Annotated in this window: 11 protein-coding genes and 3 pseudogenes; 11 read left to right on the top strand and 3 right to left on the bottom strand. The window is 57.3% G+C overall.

The genetic code is table 11. From position 1 onward, the window contains the following. Positions 1-300: 300 nt before the first annotated feature. Complete coding sequence (locus tag ACP2YP_RS34020) at positions 301-1,818, bottom strand: porin (RefSeq protein ID WP_426420611.1); 1,518 nt, start codon at positions 1,816-1,818, stop codon at positions 301-303. Positions 1,819-2,311: 493 nt separating this feature from the next. Here ACP2YP_RS34020 and ACP2YP_RS34015 point away from each other — a divergent pair, with 493 nt between their 5' ends. Beyond that, on the top strand, positions 2,312-2,794 hold the full coding sequence (locus ACP2YP_RS34015) for a MarR family winged helix-turn-helix transcriptional regulator (RefSeq protein ID WP_426420609.1): 483 nt from the start codon (positions 2,312-2,314) through the stop codon (positions 2,792-2,794). A gap of 30 nt (positions 2,795-2,824) precedes the next feature. On the opposite strand, the gene ACP2YP_RS34010 is transcribed toward ACP2YP_RS34015, so the two are convergent. Beyond that, positions 2,825-3,940, bottom strand: a complete 1,116-nt coding sequence (locus tag ACP2YP_RS34010; protein ID WP_426420607.1) for an alpha/beta hydrolase family protein — start codon at positions 3,938-3,940, stop codon at positions 2,825-2,827. A 303-nt stretch (positions 3,941-4,243) separates the two neighbouring features. Between ACP2YP_RS34010 and ACP2YP_RS34005 the strand changes: the two are divergent. From ACP2YP_RS34005 to ACP2YP_RS33975, 7 genes and pseudogenes are all read left to right on the top strand, one after another. After that, positions 4,244-4,693 (top strand): annotated as a pseudogene (locus ACP2YP_RS34005) (transposase); the annotation flags it as partial. A gap of 302 nt (positions 4,694-4,995) precedes the next feature. Continuing rightward, complete coding sequence (locus ACP2YP_RS34000) at positions 4,996-5,469, top strand: acyl-CoA thioesterase (protein ID WP_426426358.1); 474 nt, start codon at positions 4,996-4,998, stop codon at positions 5,467-5,469. 203 nt (positions 5,470-5,672) lie between these two features. Then, positions 5,673-6,157, top strand: a pseudogene (locus ACP2YP_RS33995) (3-hydroxyacyl-CoA dehydrogenase); the annotation flags it as partial. 300 nt (positions 6,158-6,457) lie between these two features. After that, complete coding sequence (gene tnpA / locus ACP2YP_RS33990; RefSeq protein ID WP_426420575.1) at positions 6,458-6,853, top strand: IS66-like element accessory protein TnpA; 396 nt, start codon at positions 6,458-6,460, stop codon at positions 6,851-6,853. Continuing rightward, on the top strand, positions 6,850-7,230 hold the full coding sequence (gene tnpB / locus ACP2YP_RS33985) for an IS66 family insertion sequence element accessory protein TnpB (RefSeq protein ID WP_426420573.1): 381 nt from the start codon (positions 6,850-6,852) through the stop codon (positions 7,228-7,230). Before tnpA ends, tnpB begins: the two co-directional genes overlap by 4 nt. A gap of 60 nt (positions 7,231-7,290) precedes the next feature. After that, positions 7,291-8,826, top strand: coding sequence for an IS66 family transposase (tnpC, locus tag ACP2YP_RS33980; protein ID WP_426426354.1), 1,536 nt, complete (start codon positions 7,291-7,293; stop codon positions 8,824-8,826). 52 nt (positions 8,827-8,878) lie between these two features. After that, positions 8,879-9,139, top strand: a pseudogene (locus ACP2YP_RS33975) (LysR substrate-binding domain-containing protein); the annotation flags it as partial. A 34-nt stretch (positions 9,140-9,173) separates the two neighbouring features. Here the strand turns inward: ACP2YP_RS33975 and ACP2YP_RS33970 are convergent. Further along, positions 9,174-9,734 carry a helix-turn-helix domain-containing protein gene (locus tag ACP2YP_RS33970; RefSeq protein ID WP_426420605.1) on the bottom strand — a complete coding sequence of 187 codons (561 nt, stop codon included), beginning with the start codon at positions 9,732-9,734 and terminating at the stop codon, positions 9,174-9,176. Between the two features lie 345 nt (positions 9,735-10,079). Between ACP2YP_RS33970 and ACP2YP_RS33965 the strand changes: the two genes are divergently transcribed. From ACP2YP_RS33965 to folD, 3 genes are read left to right on the top strand one after another with little or no spacing between them, the layout of a single operon-like run. Next, positions 10,080-12,512, top strand: a complete 2,433-nt coding sequence (locus ACP2YP_RS33965; protein ID WP_426426357.1) for a GcvT family protein — start codon at positions 10,080-10,082, stop codon at positions 12,510-12,512. A gap of 15 nt (positions 12,513-12,527) precedes the next feature. Further along, positions 12,528-13,466 (top strand): formyltetrahydrofolate deformylase, encoded by a 939-nt coding sequence (gene purU / locus ACP2YP_RS33960; RefSeq protein ID WP_426420603.1) that lies wholly within the window; start codon positions 12,528-12,530, stop codon positions 13,464-13,466. After that, on the top strand, positions 13,463-14,380 hold the full coding sequence (gene folD / locus ACP2YP_RS33955) for a bifunctional methylenetetrahydrofolate dehydrogenase/methenyltetrahydrofolate cyclohydrolase FolD (protein ID WP_426420601.1): 918 nt from the start codon (positions 13,463-13,465) through the stop codon (positions 14,378-14,380). The genes purU and folD overlap by 4 nt, the downstream gene beginning before the upstream one ends. Positions 14,381-14,492: the final 112 nt, after the last annotated feature.

The raw sequence follows: 14,492 nt of genomic DNA, 5'->3' as shown, positions 1-14,492 counted from the left end.
CGTCCTCAGGCCTTTTTGCGAGGCTGACATCGCAATGTCAACGCCCCAGCTGTCCATTTCGAAAGGTATGCAGCCGAGCGAAGCGACCGCGTCGACTATGTGGAGCGCGCCGGGTGAAACGAGCGCCTGTTGGTCGCCCGTCCATACACAACAATTCGAACAGAGAAACATCACAAGGGTATACATTCCAAGCTCGAATGAGGAAAAGGCCTCCGATGGGCATATCGGAGGCCTTCCTTGGAGGTCAAATTTCGATCTGTGAAGTTAGCTCTTTCTCCTTCCGTTGGTTTGGTAGAGAAATCAGAAGTTTCGCTGAGCACGAAGCAGCAGTTGAAGACTGCCTTGATCCTTGAGCTCGTAAGCAGCAGGCGGCTTTGCGATTCCGGATTGCAATGGGAGCGTCACCGTGCTTCCGCTCGCATATTTCTGGTCAAGCATCATGTACGCGAGTTCACCGGTGAAGGTCAGATTTTTGACCGGGGTCCAGGAGGTTTTCGTACCAACAACCGCGTAGTTAAAGTCGGGGTTGCAGCCTGCAGCGCCGCTCGAGAGAGAAAGGCCGGTAACGAACGCACCGCAGATATAGCCTTTGGCCGTGTTGTTATACCGGACAGCAGCCCAAGCACCAAAAATTGACGTGTTCCAGTAGGGGTCCCAATTGTGGGTGTAGCCGCCATTGAAGCCGTACGTAGTGGTCAGCTCCTGGCCGGAGCCAGTGACGAACACTGAATCGGAAACTCCGGCGATCCCAAGACTCTGATAGGCTCCAGGCACGTTTGTTCCACCATACATTGCGAACGAGGCGGACATAAAATCCTGGAAGTTGTAGCGACTTGCACCATTGGTATACACGCCCGTCAGATTGATCGTATCGCCGGCGCCAGTCGGGAGGTTCTTGATTGACACCGCCAGTTGTCCAGCCCAGCCCCATTTATCTCCCGGATAGCTGGTGACCTCGGAGGCACCATAGTAGGCAGCGTGATTGTCATGGGCCACGACCGATGCTTGGAAGAAACCCCATGCCTGGTCAACAATAAGGGCTGCGACTAAATCCGGAGCGCGTGAGCCGCCGATATCATTGGCCCCGTACGCGCCAAGCGCGAAACCCGCGGCCGTCGCACCGCTCACATTCCAGATGTTGGATTGAGAGTAAGGCACCTGATCCTGCGCCGAGAACGAAGCCGAGATGCCCTGACCAAACTGGGCCGTATACGTGATCTGGTTCACGGGGTCCCAGCCGCCACTGCCCGGCAACTCAAAGTTGTTTGCCGGATACTCCGCCCAAGGCGTCCTGAATGCGGACCCCGCCTTTCCGAAGGTGAACCCCGCGAACTGAATGAAGGCGTAGTAGACCCCGAGCGAGCCGCCCGCGACGGCAGAGCCGACCGAGGAGGTATAAGCGGTCGATCCATTCACGGCCGTTGTTCCAGCGCCGCTATAGGAGCCAGAGGTCCAAGTGAAGACGCCTTCGAAGAAGGTGCGGACTAAGCCATACTCTGTCGCGGTGCGGGTATCAATCTGCAGATCTTCACGCGTGCGGCTCGTATAATAATTGGTGAGTCGGTTCCTGGCGGCGGCCACACCGGTGCTAGCCGCATCAAAGTCTGAGCTCGTGCCCAGCATGGCATCAGCACGTACATACCCGCCCAATTTGATGCAGGTGTCAGTCCCAGGGATATAATAGAAACCGGCTCCGTAAAGCGAGCAGATCTTCACGTACTCAACGGCTTTCGCCTTTACGGGAAGATCAGCCGCTTGCGCTCCTGCGCTCGCGAAGAACGCTGCAGACCCCAGCGTAAGACTTCTCGTCAGTTTCATGGATACAACTCCAAGTTGGATCGCCGTTGCCGGCCTCAAAGATCCGTCGCGCCCCTCGCGAGTTGAGGTGAGCAGTTGCGGAACGACTTCGAGGCACCCCCTCGCCGTCGAGCGAAACACTAGTTGTAAAAATCAATTGCTGTAAATAACTAAAAGCACGACGGAGTAGTTTCTAAGTAACCGTGCCTATCTGGCAACACTGCGCTGAGCCCCAGAATTTTGCATGCTATTCGCGCCAACTATGATAAAAAAGACCCCCGGGGGGCATCCCGGAGGTCTCGTTTGGAGGCTTGAACATGATCATCCGAGCAGAACGTAGACGATCCATCACTCAATATAGCACGATAGCACGATTTTGATTTCAGAAAACAATTACTTTCTTACATGACTATTATGTCTTGGGCAGCGAAGACTAAGAGGCGCAAGCCAGCTAAGTGAGTGGCTCAACTCCGAGTCGCGGCGGCAAGAGTTGTCATTTGGCGGAAAGACAGACATGACCGAAAACGAACCTATCGATAAGGCGGTCACAGACTTCATCTGGAACATTGTGGAGATCCGTTCCCAACTGGAAGAAATCCACAAAACCTGGGCGGAACTGTTGGGAATAACTGAGCCGCAGTGGTTGATCCTAATGGCCATCGACCAACTGGATGAAGGTCGAGGCGTTTCGGGAATAGCGGTCGCCAATAAGCTGCGAATTCATCCCGCCTTTGTCACCAACCAAACGAAGAAGCTAGAGCTAGTAGAATTCCTAGCTCGTGAAGTCTCGCCGGACGATGCAAGATTCGTTCAGATGTCCCTGACTGAAAAAGCGCGGGCCGAAATCAGGAAGCTGTCGTTGAGGAGGCAAGCCCTTAACTCAGCTTTGTTTGATGGGCTTGATGAGGCTTCTCTTGACTACATCAACAAACGACTTGCCTTGATCTACAAAAATTGCCGACTTGCGTCTCAAAAGTTGAACATAGGAGTTTTGTAAGGTGTATCTGATCGCGAGCTTTGCAATGGCCTACTGAGGGTAATCGCACTGCACGTGATCAAGTACTGACGCATTTGTCGTGCCCCATGTAAGGTACGGGAGCGAACGGCCGACCAGCCTATGCTCCAGCCAATCGAAGATGCAATCGTCGGACGTGACGAAGTTCTCGATCTCCCCGCCGGGAGTCCGGCTCATCCGCGGCAGGGCCACCACCAGATCCATGTTTGCCGCCGCGCAATCAGCTTGCAGACTAGTCGCTTCCGACACGCTGACGATCCCGCGCCCGCCAGCGACCACGAGTACAGGGCAACTCAGTTGTCGAAGCAATTGCGAACGACGGGCCGATATCAAGGCCTCATCCGCCACATCCACCTCCCCCGACATCCAACGGACAGTCGCCGTAGTCCGCACCCAATTCCACAGACCTCCATCGCAAACCGCCGCAGCAACGCGAGGATCAGAGGCCGCGAATCCAGTGGCTAAAACCGCCGATCCTCCTTCTCCATAGACTCCGATTCGACTAGCATCAACGTCGGAGCGAGCCGATAAGTAGTCCAAGCAGTGAGAAAAGATCGCTTGAGATTCTCCAGCCGAACTTTTGGCGATGTCATCGTGACAGATAACAAGAGCCGACATGCTCCGCCCGATCAACACAGGCAAAACTCTCCCGAGCAGCGTAACTGCTGTTTCTTCCTCCATACTCAGGCAAATAATTGCGGGGACAGGCGACTTCAGGTCCCCGCCGGGCAAGTAATAGGCCGAAAGCGTGGCATCATCGTAGCCCTCAAGGATTACCTGCTCTATCTTCTGCGCAAGAGACGAATTCAGCCTCTGTATGGAGCGTTCGACTTTTGACGTAACTTCTGCACTTCGTGGATCGTTTGGATCGAGTAGCCGGCGAGCAATTTCAAAGGCGGTTAGCGCATTAAGCCGAGCTTCAGTCGCGCGCTCAGTCGCTCCGGTCTGAATATTTCGATCACCAAGAAGGCAGTGATCATCTCCAACCTTGATCCACCCAGCGATGCAATTTTGCCAGTCAATTGCATTCAAACCGCTCTCAAGAGACAGACTGTCTAAGAACGCCGCGGCGCTTAGCCTTGCGAAAGAACAAACGCCTCTTGCACGAAGCCGACCGGCGCGCTCCATCAGAATCCTCCTTGGCGCTGATCTTCATCCTTCGGTTAGGATACGTCAGCAAACTCCCCTCAGACGCAAAGAACGCGCCACGTCAAGTCCGGCCGAGAGGTCACTCCGTCTTCCCATCCGCCACGTGTCACATAAATATTACGAAGGGTTCGAAGTCGTAGTTCGCGAATGTAGGCCTTGCCAACTCTGAAAATCTGCGTTCCCGATCACAATTCGAAGCTTTTCATCCGAAGGAAGGGCCAGCCGGCGGTGCGACGCGGTTTTGCAGCTGTCGACGTTTTGCTCGGCCGCTTTCACAGCGTGCTCTGCTTCCGGCAGGCGATCGAGGAGGTGTGGCCGAAGACGCGCGGCCAGCGTGCTGGATGCACAAGACCGCAAACGTCCTGAACAGTTGCGCGGAAGAGCCAGCAGCCGAAGGCCAAGCGGGCGCGGCAGGTGATCTGGACGGCGGAAATCAAGATAGACGCGCTCGCCGCGTTTTGACGCCTTCGTCCAGACCTGGGGCGTTAAGTACGACAAGGCAGTCGAGTGTTTGACCAAGCATCGTGCAGTTGCTGGCGGAGTTTCTATGGCTTCCCTGCCAAACATCGGAAGCACCTGGGCACGACGAAATTGATCGAAAGCTCGTTCGCGACGGTGCGCCGTCGTACAGAGCGCTCGAAGCGATATCTGTCGAACAAGACTGCGCTCGCCATGATCTTCAAGCTCGCCGAAGCCGCCGAGAAAAGCTGGCGTAGCCTCGATGGTCGTAACTAGTTGCCGAAAGTCACCCTCGGTGTAAAGTTCGCCTACGGAAATTGAAGTCGTCAGATCGCAAACTCAAGCCGCGGCGGCCTGATTCCTTCCGTCACCAAGAATCGGCGATAGCTTTCGGCGACCTCAGGCATGCTATTGTTTATGTCTGCAGTTGCGATAACTTCCTCGAAGGCGCAGAGCGCCAGCGCGATCGTGTAGCAGATGGGTTTCCGACGCTGGAAAACGGGTTGCACCTGTCTAGTCGCTGCGGACGGTATGCAACTAAGTTGACGAAGGAAGCTAATGATGGAGATCGATTGGTGAACGCGCCAGGCCGCTTCGATGTCGCGCCTGTCCTGGAGGATTTTCCCTACCGGGTGACGGACAACGTGCGCTTCGCCGACCTCGACCCCAACAATCACGTCAACAACGTTGTTTACGCGACTTATTTCGAGACGGGCAGGGTCACGCTGACAAACGATCCCACTAATGGACTGATGCCCGAAGGCTTTGCCTGGGTGATGGTGCAGCTCGACATCCATTTTAGAGCCGAACTCCGCTGGCCGGGTACGGTCGAATTGGGGCTGGGCGTTGCGAAACTCGGCCGTACCTCTGTGATCTTTGACCAAGTGGTATTTTCCAAAGGCATTTGCGCTGCCTCAGCGCGTGCGGTTTGCGTATTGCTCGACGAAACGACACGCGAGCCTACGCCCCTGACGGAGGATATCATACGAAATCTTGAGGGGTGGCTGCGCCGCGGCGCTACCGGCGCGATAAACGCTAGTCGAGGCTAATTACGCGCCGCTTGGGGACACGCTTCGGATTGGGAGCGAATGCTGCTACGGCAGCTGTGGCAATCGGCGATACAGATTCAAGCCCTGCGTGCAGATACTAAGGCATCAACTGCGTAGCAGCAAAATGTTGTTCTCTATTTAAGGCTGCATTTTGTACGGCACGTACACACGATTTGCTCGGCAGCGCTCAAGACGTCTCATAGCCCGAAATTCGCGGAACCCAACCGACAGCACGCTGCGGCTGCAGCGCGGTGGGCCCTGAGCGTGCGGAAGATGATCGTTAGCGGCGATCGGATCGGTGCCGCTAAAGCAATCCAGAGCGGTCTGGTCGAAGAGATCATCGAAGGACCGGGGACGGGCTGCGAAGCCTTTGTGAGCAAGGTGCTCCGATGAGCGGCCGCTGCGCTAGCTGGCGACGGTGATACCAAGGTTACGGCGGCCAAGGCAGACCGGTCAATCTTCACCAATGCAGTCGCCGCGATGACCGAGCAGGCTCGAGGCACCGATCGCAGCTGCAGATGCGGTCGGCTACCCCATCGACCTGGCGTTCGAAGAGGGCTTGAAGAAGGAGCGCGAGAGTTTTCTCAAACTCGTCGCCAACAGAGGGGCGCAGGTCGCCAAGATTGCGAGCGCCGGAACGAAGCCGCGTCCCGTCGATCGCGTCCCAATTGTCGGCGCCGGCGCCATTGCAATCACCCTCGACGAACCTAAACAAGGACGGCTGATCGTCTCGAAATTGACCGACTACACGTTGAGCGTCTATGCGGCGCAGAGCTATTTGTCGCGCGAAGGCGAAATCGAAAGTCAATCTGATCTGGCGGGACGGCTGTTCGTCACGCATGTCGAGGACTTCGTGTACAGCCGGGCGCTGGACTATGCCTCGGCTCTTGGCCGCCTAATGGTACGCATCCGGCGGGCACCGTCTTGTCTGACACGCCGTAATTCGCCAAGCGTGTGACCTTAAGTCTAGCATTAAGGTCATCAGGCGATGCGAGTCGAGGTTTTGGGCGGGCTGGAGCGTCGGCGGCGCTGGTCGCAGGATGACAAGGCACGGATTGTCGAGGAGACGTTGGCGCCGGGCGCAAAGGTGACTGCGGTTGCGCGTCGCAACGGAGTAGCGGCCAGCCTGGTGTTTACCTGGCGTCGACAGGCGCGGACATCCGAGCAGGTCGTACCATCTTTTGCGCCGGTGCAGATCGCCGCCACGGAAGCGGAGGAAACTCCGAAGCTTTTACCTACGGGTGATAGCCGAGGGCGGTCTGTGGTGGCTGCGCGTATTGGATTGATCGAGATCGACCTTGGCAACCGGCGACGCATCCGAGTGGACGCGCACGTCGATCCAGAAGCGCTGGCGCGGGTCCTCGAGGTGCTTGAGCGCCGATGATTTCCATTCCGGGTAATGTGCGGGTGTGGCTTGCGACCGGCCACACCGATATGCGCCGCGGCTTTCCAAGCCTTGCGCGGTTGGTCCAGGAGAGTTTTAGGCGTGATCCGCACGCTGGTGATCTCTACGTTTTTAGGGGGCGCCGCGGCGACCTGATCAAGATCATCTGGCATGATGGCCAAGGCGCGTGTCTGTTCACGAAGCGGCTGGAGCGCGGCCGCTTTTTGTGGCCATCGCTGGCGGACGGCGTTGTGACGATCAGCGTTGCACAGCTATCCTATCTTCTCTCCGGATTGATTTGCGGATGCCGCAGGCAACCTGGCGTCCACAGGCTTCCGGTTAAATCGAGCGGGATTTTTTGCGACGAATATGGTTGATTCGTCTTCGTGACGACGCCCGCCGATCCGCTTCCCGCCGACCTTGCCGCTGCGCATGCGATGATCATTGCGCAGCGCGAACAGCTGACGCTAGCGAAGAGCGAAGTGACCGTCGGCCGGCTGGAAATCGAGCGGCTGAAGCTGATGCTGGCCAAGGCACGGCGCGAGCAGTTCGGGCAGTCTTCTGAACGCGGCAGGCTGCTGGTCGAGCAGCTTGAGCTGGCCATCGAGGATCTTGAAGAGACCCAGGCCGAGCAGGAAACCAGGGCCGAGATCGCGGCACCGGAAGCGGCCAAGCAGAAGCGTGCGCAAAATCCACGGCCACCCCGACGTCCTCTGCCGGACAATCTGCCAATCGAACGCGTCGTCGAACCCGCGCCTTGCGCCTGCGGCAAATGCGGCAGCGAGCGGCTGCACAAGCTCGGCGAGGTGGTGTCGAAGACCCTTGAATGCGAGCCGCGGCGCTGGAAGGTCATCGAGCACGTCCGCGAGAAGTTCTCCTGCCGGGATTGCGAGGCGATCACCGAGGCGCCGGCACCCTCACATCCGATCCCGCGTGGCTATGCCGGGCCGAACCTGCTGGCGATGGTGCTGGTCAACAAGTTCCTGCTGCATCAGCCGTTGAACCGGCAGAGCAAGACCTATGCCCGCGAAGGGATCGAGATCGATGTCTCGACACTGGCGGATCGGGTCGGCGCCTGCGTGGTGGCGCTCGACCCAATTATTGATGCGATCCGGACCCATGTCATGAGCGCGGAACGCATCCACACCGATGACACAACGGTGCCCGTACTCGCGAAACTGAAGACTGTCACCGGCCGGATCTGGACCTATGTTCGCGATGACCGGCCGTTTGGCAGCACAGATCCTCCGGCGGCCGCGTTCCATTACTCGCGCAGTCGGGCTGGCGAGCATCCACAAGGCCATCTTGCCGGCTATGTGGGCCTCATGCAGGCCGATGCCTTTGATGGATACAACCAGCTCTACAAGGCTCAAAGGAAGCCGGCTCCGATCCTTGAAGCGGCCTGCTGGAGCCATGGTCGGAGGAAATTTGTCGACCTGGTGAAACAGGGAGAGGCGCCGATCGCCAGCGAAGCTGTACGTCGTATCGACATGCTCTTCGAGATCGAGCGCAGCATTAACGGCAAAACGCCGGAACAGCGGCTTGCGGTACGTCGTGATAAGTCGAGGCCGATCGTCGCCGATCTCGAAATCTGGATGCGCCAGCAGCGAACCTTGCTCTCATCAAACAACGATACTGCAAAGGCGATCAACTACCTGCTCAACCGCTGGGCCGCGTTCACCCGCTTCCTGGACGATGGCCGCGTCTGCCTCTCGAACAACGCTGCCGAACGAGCGTTACGCGGTGTGGCTGTCGGGAGACGAAATTGGACCTTCGCCGGTTCAGATGCTGGCGGCAATCGTGCTGCCGCCATCTATACCCTGATCGAGACCTGCAAGATGAACGACGTTGATCCGCAAGCCTGGCTCGCTGATGTGCTGGCCAGGCTTCCAGATCACCCCGCCAACAGAGTCGCCGACCTGCTCCCGTGGAATTGGAAGGCGACCCGACAGTCTAAAGCGGCTGCCGCCTGAGCGCTACGGCAGACCGGCGCCCCTGCCAGGGGTGCTGGCCGGATGCGTACGCCTAATGTCGCGTCGCTACGAGTGCGGAAGCGTCGTTGCCCAGATGGAGGCCGTGCGAAGCGGCCACGGAGTCGGCATCTTGCACGATTATGCGGCCCGAAATTATCCCGAACTACAGCGTCTGCTCCCCGAAGTTCGGTTCGTGCGCAGCTACTGGCTGACTTCGCATTCCGACACGCACGAGACCCGTCGTGTTCAGGAGGTGCGCCGCTTCATCACGACTTCAGTCAAAGCTGCGAGGATCCACCTCGAGATGAATTGACCGATTTCGCCGCCGATCGAGTGAAAGATACTCACTAGTAATGCGGCGGAGTAATCACCCAAACCACTTTTGCGGGCACCTTTCCTGGATTTGCGCAGCGGTGTTGCGAGGTGCTGCTGAACGAAAAGCTATCCCCCTCCTCAAGCTGGAAGCGCTTTCCGTCAACCCATAGGTCCAATCGACCTGCAATCAGAATGCCCGCTTCATTGCCATCATGGCTGTACTCGCCGCTATCAGCGCCTGGTTCGATTGTGCTCAGAAGGAGCTCGAGAGGACCGGCGAGGTTCGGAGACAGAAGCTCTTCAGCGATGCCTAATCCGGTAAATGTCAGGCGTCGGCGATGCGCTTTACGAACGATGACGTCTCTTTCATCGGGGGTAGCCTGCAAGTTGCCATTGAAGAACCAATTCATATGGACGCCGAGAACGTCGCTCAGCTTCTTCAAAATTCCGATCGGCAGCTTGGATTGATTTCTCTCGATTTGACTTAAATAGCCGACCGAGATTCCGGCTGCCTGGGCAAGCTGGGTCAAGGTCAACTTCTTGATTTTGCGCAATTCGCGGATCTGTCCACCAACGGCAGCTTCAGGGTCCATGCTGGACCCCGATTTTGTTGCCGCCCATTCGTCAGCCGCGCGTATCGACCTAATAGCCATCGGCTCCTTCGACCTTCAAAACAAAGCTAGCACGAAAGCCCTCTCGATGATCGACGGAGTGCACCGAGACCACATCAGAAGCCAACGTCTCGCAACCTAGGCGCGCTGGGTCGCCCAAAGCGCCCGATTCCTTATAGAGGGCACAACTTTGAAAAAAAACCTCCGCTGTGAAAAAATACGTTCACAATCGTGAAAAATTCTGTCAGAATTTCACGATTAGATCGGAGATCGCGTGTGACGGAACTTCCCAAGTCGGCTCAAGTCGTCATCATTGGCGGCGGAATCATGGGTTGCAGTCTGGCCTACCATCTGACCCTTCGCGGTTGGACGGATGTTGTTCTGCTCGAACGAAAACAGCTTACGTCCGGAACCACTTGGCACGCAGCAGGCCTCGTCGGGCAGCTCGGTGCAACTCACAACCTCACACGATTAGCTCAATACACGACAGAGCTTTACTCCGAGCTCGAGCGCGAAACGGGTCAAAATACCGGATACCGACAGATTGGATCGCTCGCAATCGCGAACAACCATGAGCGTTTTGAAGAACTCCGGCGTGGAGCATCGATGGCCCGATGTTTCGGGCTGGAAGTCAACGTCATGTCGGCCAAGGAGGCGGGCGATCTTTGGCCTTTGATGGCGACCGAGGACCTCGTCGGCGCGGTGCATCTTCCGAAAGACGGGCAGACTAACCCGGTGGATACGACGCAAGCTCTAGCAAGGGGAGCGAGGGGTCGTGGGGCGAAGATATTTGAGAATACGGCCGTTACCGACATTCTCATCGAAAATGGCCGCGCCACGGGTGTGCGAACGAAGGACACTGAAATAACAGCTGAATTCGTCGTCAATTGTGCTGGCATGTGGGCGAGGGAGCTTGGTGCAAAAGCCGGCACGACTGTCCCTCTTCATGCTGCCGAGCACTTCTACATCGTGACTGAGCCGGTGCCTGAAATCAGAAAGCATCTTCCCGTACTGCGGGACGGCGATGCCTGTACTTACTTCAAGGAAGACGCCGGCAAGCTGCTGGTCGGCTGGTTCGAGCCGATCGCAAAGCCGTGGGGTATGCAGGGAATCCCCGAGAGCTTTGAGTTCGACACTCTACCGGATGACCTCGAGCATATTGAGCCATTGCTTGAAGGGGCAATTCGTCGTGTGCCGATACTGGCAAAGACCGGGATCCAGTTGTTTTTCAATGGTCCCGAAAGCTTCACTCCCGACGACCGCTACATGCTGGGCGAAACGCCGGAAGTGCGCAATCTATTCGTGGCCGCCGGCTTCAACTCCATCGGTATTCGGTCCGCGGGTGGAGCAGGTAAAGTCCTGGCCGACTGGATTGCCGACGGTCATCCGCCGATGGACCTTTGGGACGTTGATGTGCGGCGCATCATGCCGTTCCAGTCGAATCGGCGATACCTAAAGGACCGCACTGTCGAGGCTCTCGGCCTCTTGTACGCCATGCACTGGCCGTTCCGGCAGCCCGACACGGCAAGAGGAGTTCGCCGCTCGGCCCTCCACGATCGCTTGCTTGCGCAAGGAGCTTGTTTTGGAGAGGTCGCGGGCTGGGAACGGCCGAACTGGTTTGCGCCGAAGGGACGAGAGGCAAAGTACGAATATAGCTACGGTCGCCAGAACTGGTTCCAACACTCGGCCGCAGAACATCGGTCCGTACGGGAAGGTGTTGGTTTGTTCGATCAATCGTCATTCGCGAAGTTTGTCCTTGAAGGCGATGACGCCGAATCCATGCTGAACAGGATATGTTCGAACAACGTTTCGGTGCCTGTCGGCCGTATCGTCTACACGCAATGGCTCAACGAACGAGGCGGTATTGAAGCGGATCTTACCGTCACGCGAGAGGGCTTGAAGCGATTCCTCATCGTGACCGCGGCAGCGACGCAAGTCAGGGACTTTGCCTGGTTGCGCCGTCACATTCCCGAAGGCGCTCGAGCCATCGCGATCGATGTAAGCTCCACCTACGCTGTGCTGGGCGTCATGGGTCCGAAATCCAGGGATCTCCTGAGCAAGCTTACGGATGCGGACCTCTCCAACTCAGCATTTCCGTTTGCAACCTCGCAAATCATTGACGTCGGCTATGCCAAAGTCAGGGCAAGCCGCATTACTTATGTCGGCGAACTCGGATGGGAATTGTACATCCCTACTGAGTTTGTCCAGGGGGTCTATGATTGCCTCGTTGAAGAAGGCGCGGCATCCAATATGCGTCTGGCTGGCTATCATGCCATGAATTCTCTGCGAATGGAGAAGGGCTACCGTCATTGGGGCCACGACGTCACCGACGAGGACACTCCACTGGAATCAGGTCTCGGCTTTGCGGTGGCTTGGTCGAAGCCGCAAGGGTTCATCGGGCGAGATGCACTGTTGCGCCAGCGGGAGGCAGGCCCGAGGCGAAAAATGATCCACGTCGCGCTGAACGATCCGAGCGTGTTGATCTACCACAACGAGCCGATTTGGCAGGACGGGCGGCTTGTTGGCCGTATCACGTCCGGCATGTTCGGACACACGGTCGGCACCTGCTTGGGGTTGGGCTTCATCGACAACTCAAACGGCATTGTCGATGCGTCCTTTCTCCAGAACGGAAAGTTCGAAGTCGAGGTCGCCGGCGTGCGCATACCCGCACGCGCATCATTGCGTCCGTTCTATGATCCCAACAATAGTCGCGTAAAGGATGTCGGGGAGGATGCTCTCGTCTCGGCCGCGGCCTCGTAGCAGAGCAATATTGTCATGACCGAAACAAGCGTCGTATCCGAGCCCCGATCTGTTCATGCCGAAACGCAGACGTCAGTTGTCAATGCGTCTTCCAAAGATCGCGCCCTGCGTCCCGATTTCATTCTGACATTCTCCTGTCCGGACCGGATTGGGATTGTGCACGCCGTATCGGGCTTTCTCGCCACGCACGGGTGCAATATCCGTGACAGTGCTCAATTCTCGGACGGCAGCGTTGGAAGGCTCTTTATGCGCGTGTCGTTTGATGCGCCCGGCATCTTGCTGACCGATCTGCAGACGGAATTCTCGGAAATCGGGACTCCCTTCAGCATGACGTGGGAATTCCATGACTGCAAGTCGAAGCCTCGTCTCTTGATTATGGTCTCGAGGGCGGGACATTGCCTGAACGACCTGCTGTTTCGATACGCAACCGGCACCCTTGCGGTCGAAATTCCGTTGATCGTCTCCAATCACCGGGACTTCTATCGGCTCGCCGGATCCTATGACATTCCATTTCATCATATACCCATCACCGCTGATACGAAGCCCGCGCAGGAGGCAAAGCTCCTCGAATTGATTGGGCAGGAGCGAATCGACCTCATTGTCTTGGCGCGGTACATGCAGGTCTTGTCGGACAAGCTTTGTCAAAAGATGTCCGGAAGGATCATAAATATCCACCATTCCTTCCTGCCGAGCTTCAAAGGAGCCCGGCCGTATCATCAGGCTTACTCGCGAGGGGTCAAGTTGATCGGGGCTACGGCCCACTATGTCACAGCGGATTTGGATGAAGGCCCAATCATTGAGCAGGATGTGCTCCGTGTGGACCACGCACTGACGCCGGACGACCTTTCAGCAATCGGAAGAGACGTCGAGGCCGCCGTCTTGGCGCGGGCCGTCAAGCTGCATGCCGAAAATCGAATACTCATGAATGGCGATCGCACGGTGATCTTTCGATGAACATCCGGGACATAAAGGGCACTCAGTCAAGCGAGGCCACTCTCATCGATGGTGCTGCGGTTGCAGCAACGCTCCATTCTGAATTGCGAAGTGCAGTTGAGAACCTTGTGGAAAGGGGGCTTACGCCCGGATTGGCCGTCGTCCTTGTTGGCAGCGATCCGGCGAGTGCGGTCTACGTCCGCAACAAGATTCGCCGTTCTGTTGAAGCTGGTTTGCGTTCGTTTCATCATGAACTGCCGAGCACGACGAGCGAAACAGATCTGTTATCGTTGATCGATCGCCTGAATTCCGCTCACGATGTGGACGGCATCCTCGTCCAGTTGCCGCTACCCTCCCATATCGATGCCCAAAAGGTGACGTCGGCTATTGATCCGGCGAAGGACGTCGATGGTTTTCATCCGATGAATGTAGGCAAGCTCTCGCTCGGCGGGGGGGCGCTAGTTCCCTGTACTCCGCTCGGGTGTATGCTGCTGATTAAGGGAGTTCGCAGTCATCTCTCTGGGCTGAATGCCGTCATCGTTGGACGTTCCAACATCGTCGGTAAACCGCTTGCGCAACTCCTACTTCGAGAAAATTGCACAGTCACGGTCGCGCACTCCAGGACCGAGGATCTTCCTTCGGTGTGTCGCCGCGCGGATATCCTTGTGGCCGCCGTCGGGCAGCCCGAGCTCATTCGTGGTGACTGGATCAAGCCCGGCGCCATTGTCATCGACGTCGGAATCAATCGGGTCAAGCACGAGGGGCGTCAAAAATTGGTCGGTGACGTGGACTTTGCAAGCGCGCGTGCCGTGGCCGGCGCACTTACGCCGGTCCCGGGTGGGGTAGGCCCCATGACGATCGCTTGTCTTCTCAGAAATACAATTGAGGCCGCATGTCGTCGACACGGCGCCGCGTCGCCTATTGGTCCCTCGTGAGCGATCAATCGAACAGCGAACGGCTAGAGTTGTTCAAACATTGCGGTTTTCGGAGCTGCTGCGGGGGCTGTTGAAGCTCCGTTCCTGATCGAGCCATAGCGGATAACTGATG

Source organism: Bradyrhizobium genosp. A (assembly GCF_049949275.1).
Classification (GTDB): Bacteria; Pseudomonadota; Alphaproteobacteria; order Rhizobiales; family Xanthobacteraceae; genus Bradyrhizobium.
This window is presented reverse-complemented; position numbering and strand designations above follow the sequence as displayed.

Excerpts from the sequence above, each read along its gene's own strand:
- ACP2YP_RS34020 (WP_426420611.1), bottom strand. The coding sequence starts at position 1,818 with ATGAAACTGACGAGAAGTCTTACGCTGGGGTCTGCAGCGTTCTTCGCG.
- ACP2YP_RS34015 (WP_426420609.1), top strand. The coding sequence starts at position 2,312 with ATGACCGAAAACGAACCTATCGATAAGGCGGTCACAGACTTCATCTGG.
- ACP2YP_RS34010 (WP_426420607.1), bottom strand. The coding sequence starts at position 3,940 with ATGGAGCGCGCCGGTCGGCTTCGTGCAAGAGGCGTTTGTTCTTTCGCA.
- tnpA (WP_426420575.1), top strand. The coding sequence starts at position 6,458 with ATGCGAGTCGAGGTTTTGGGCGGGCTGGAGCGTCGGCGGCGCTGGTCG.
- tnpB (WP_426420573.1), top strand. The coding sequence starts at position 6,850 with ATGATTTCCATTCCGGGTAATGTGCGGGTGTGGCTTGCGACCGGCCAC.
- tnpC (WP_426426354.1), top strand. The coding sequence starts at position 7,291 with ATGATCATTGCGCAGCGCGAACAGCTGACGCTAGCGAAGAGCGAAGTG.
- ACP2YP_RS33970 (WP_426420605.1), bottom strand. The coding sequence starts at position 9,734 with ATGGACCCTGAAGCTGCCGTTGGTGGACAGATCCGCGAATTGCGCAAA.
- ACP2YP_RS33965 (WP_426426357.1), top strand. The coding sequence starts at position 10,080 with ATGGGTTGCAGTCTGGCCTACCATCTGACCCTTCGCGGTTGGACGGAT.
- purU (WP_426420603.1), top strand. The coding sequence starts at position 12,528 with ATGACCGAAACAAGCGTCGTATCCGAGCCCCGATCTGTTCATGCCGAA.
- folD (WP_426420601.1), top strand. The coding sequence starts at position 13,463 with ATGAACATCCGGGACATAAAGGGCACTCAGTCAAGCGAGGCCACTCTC.